This window comes from Pricia sp. (assembly GCF_041745955.1).
GTDB lineage: Bacteria > Bacteroidota > Bacteroidia > Flavobacteriales > Flavobacteriaceae > Pricia.
Map to the genome: position 1 here is coordinate 1 of NZ_JBGTHY010000278.1, position 1,809 is coordinate 1,809.

The 1,809-nt window shown below is 46.8% G+C and carries 2 protein-coding genes; both read left to right on the forward strand.

The features are described from left to right. Positions 1-896: HupE/UreJ family protein (locus ACEW8S_RS10245; RefSeq protein ID WP_373518057.1), on the forward strand; the 896-nt coding region annotated here is incomplete at its 5' end. 75 nt (positions 897-971) lie between these two features. Continuing rightward, positions 972-1,809: condensation domain-containing protein (locus ACEW8S_RS10250; protein WP_373518058.1), on the forward strand; the 838-nt coding region annotated here is incomplete at its 3' end.

Consider the following 1,809-nt stretch of genomic DNA (forward strand, 5'->3'; position numbering starts at 1 on the left):
TGCCCGACGAACTGACCGTAAATTATGACCCGTTTTTAGAGGACGATACCAACCCTCAACAGAACTTATTGGGCTTTGAATACAACTGGAAGGCCGGTCTGATCAACAACGAGACTATCTTTGCGCTTGATTTCAGTAGGGACGGTACTACCCAGACTTTAAACCTGGTGGAGACCGGATTGTGGAAAGGCTTTATGGCCATGGTACGCCAGGGGGTCTGGCATATTTGGATCGGCGTTGACCACATACTCTTTCTGCTGGCCTTGATATTGCCCTCTGTAGTCCGCCGCGTTCGGCAAGTTTCCGAAGAAAGCGTCGAGGGAGATCAAAAATTAGTAGGCAGCAAGTGGTATTGGCAACCCGTGGCCCGGTTCAAACCGGCCTTCAAATACATCCTTAAAATCGTTACCTTTTTTACCATCGCCCATACGATTACCCTCAGTTTGGGCGCATTGAATATCGTTACTCTGCCCTCGCGTTGGGTAGAATCGATTATCGCGCTATCCATCGGATTGGCCGCTTACCATAACATCCGTCCGATTTTCAAGGGTAAAGATTGGATTATCGCCTTTGTTTTCGGTCTCTTTCATGGTTTTGGTTTTGCCTCGGTACTCGGCGAATTGGGCTTTAAGGGCGAATACCTGAGCCTTTCGTTATTCGGATTCAACCTTGGGGTCGAATTGGGTCAGGTAGTCATTATATTGCTGATATTTCCCGTACTCTATTTTATGCGGAAACTTAAATTCTATCCCAAGTTCATGCTATGGCTTTCCATACTATTGATTATCGTATCTTTATATTGGTTGTTCGAACGCGCCCTCGAAATCAATTTGCCGGTAGACGATTACATCCGTAATAAGGGCTATAAGATTGCGGTCTATCTCGGATTGCGATAAATGACGGCTGTTGCCTGCTATTGAAAAAAGAACAAGGTGCGGGCCGATACCTATCGGCCCAACAAAATACTACGAATGGAAAAAGCTTCGTTGCTTGGGCAATGGAAAGATAGAAAGAAAGCCCAAGGTGCCCCCAATACTATTGGCAAAGCTCCCGAAGGGGCCGCTATTCCGCTTTCGTATAGCCAGCAACGGTTGTGGTTCTTACAACAGTTGTATCCCCGTAATTCCTTTTATAATTATTCCGAAAAGTATAGCTTTGTCGGTGATTTGCAGGTAGACTTGTTGCTTCAGGCGCTAATTCAGGTATTTGAAAATCACGATATTCTCCGTACCGTTTATTATTCGGAGGATGGACAGCCCTTTATGCGGATACTTCCCGAAACCGGTATTTCCGTCTCACAACATGATTTGAGCGATTATAAAGGGGATACGCATGCGGCGTTGAAAAAAATCGGGGATGCCGACGCCGACCACAGCTTTGACCTTTCCGAACCGCCTGTTGCGCTGGTTTCCGTAATACGGATGAAAAAAAAGCAGCATGTAGTTATGCTTACCCTACATCATATCGCCACCGATAAATGGTCCATGAACCTGTTGAAGGTGGAGTGGGCCGAATACTATCGAAGATTATCCAAAGGAAGCCATCCCGAACCGAAGGTGCCCACGGTACAATATCCCGATTTTGCCTATTGGCAGCGTGAGCGAAAAATAAAGCAGGAACAACTGGAGTATTGGAAAGGGAAGCTGGCCGGCGACATCCCCATGATCGATCTGCCGACTGATTTTCCAAGACCCAGGGAAGCTACCTTTATTGGCCGATCTTCGGCGTTCCATCATTTTTCCGAACAGATGTCGGGGACTATTCTAAGGACCTGTAAACAATTGGGCGTCACGCCCTACGTGTTTTTTC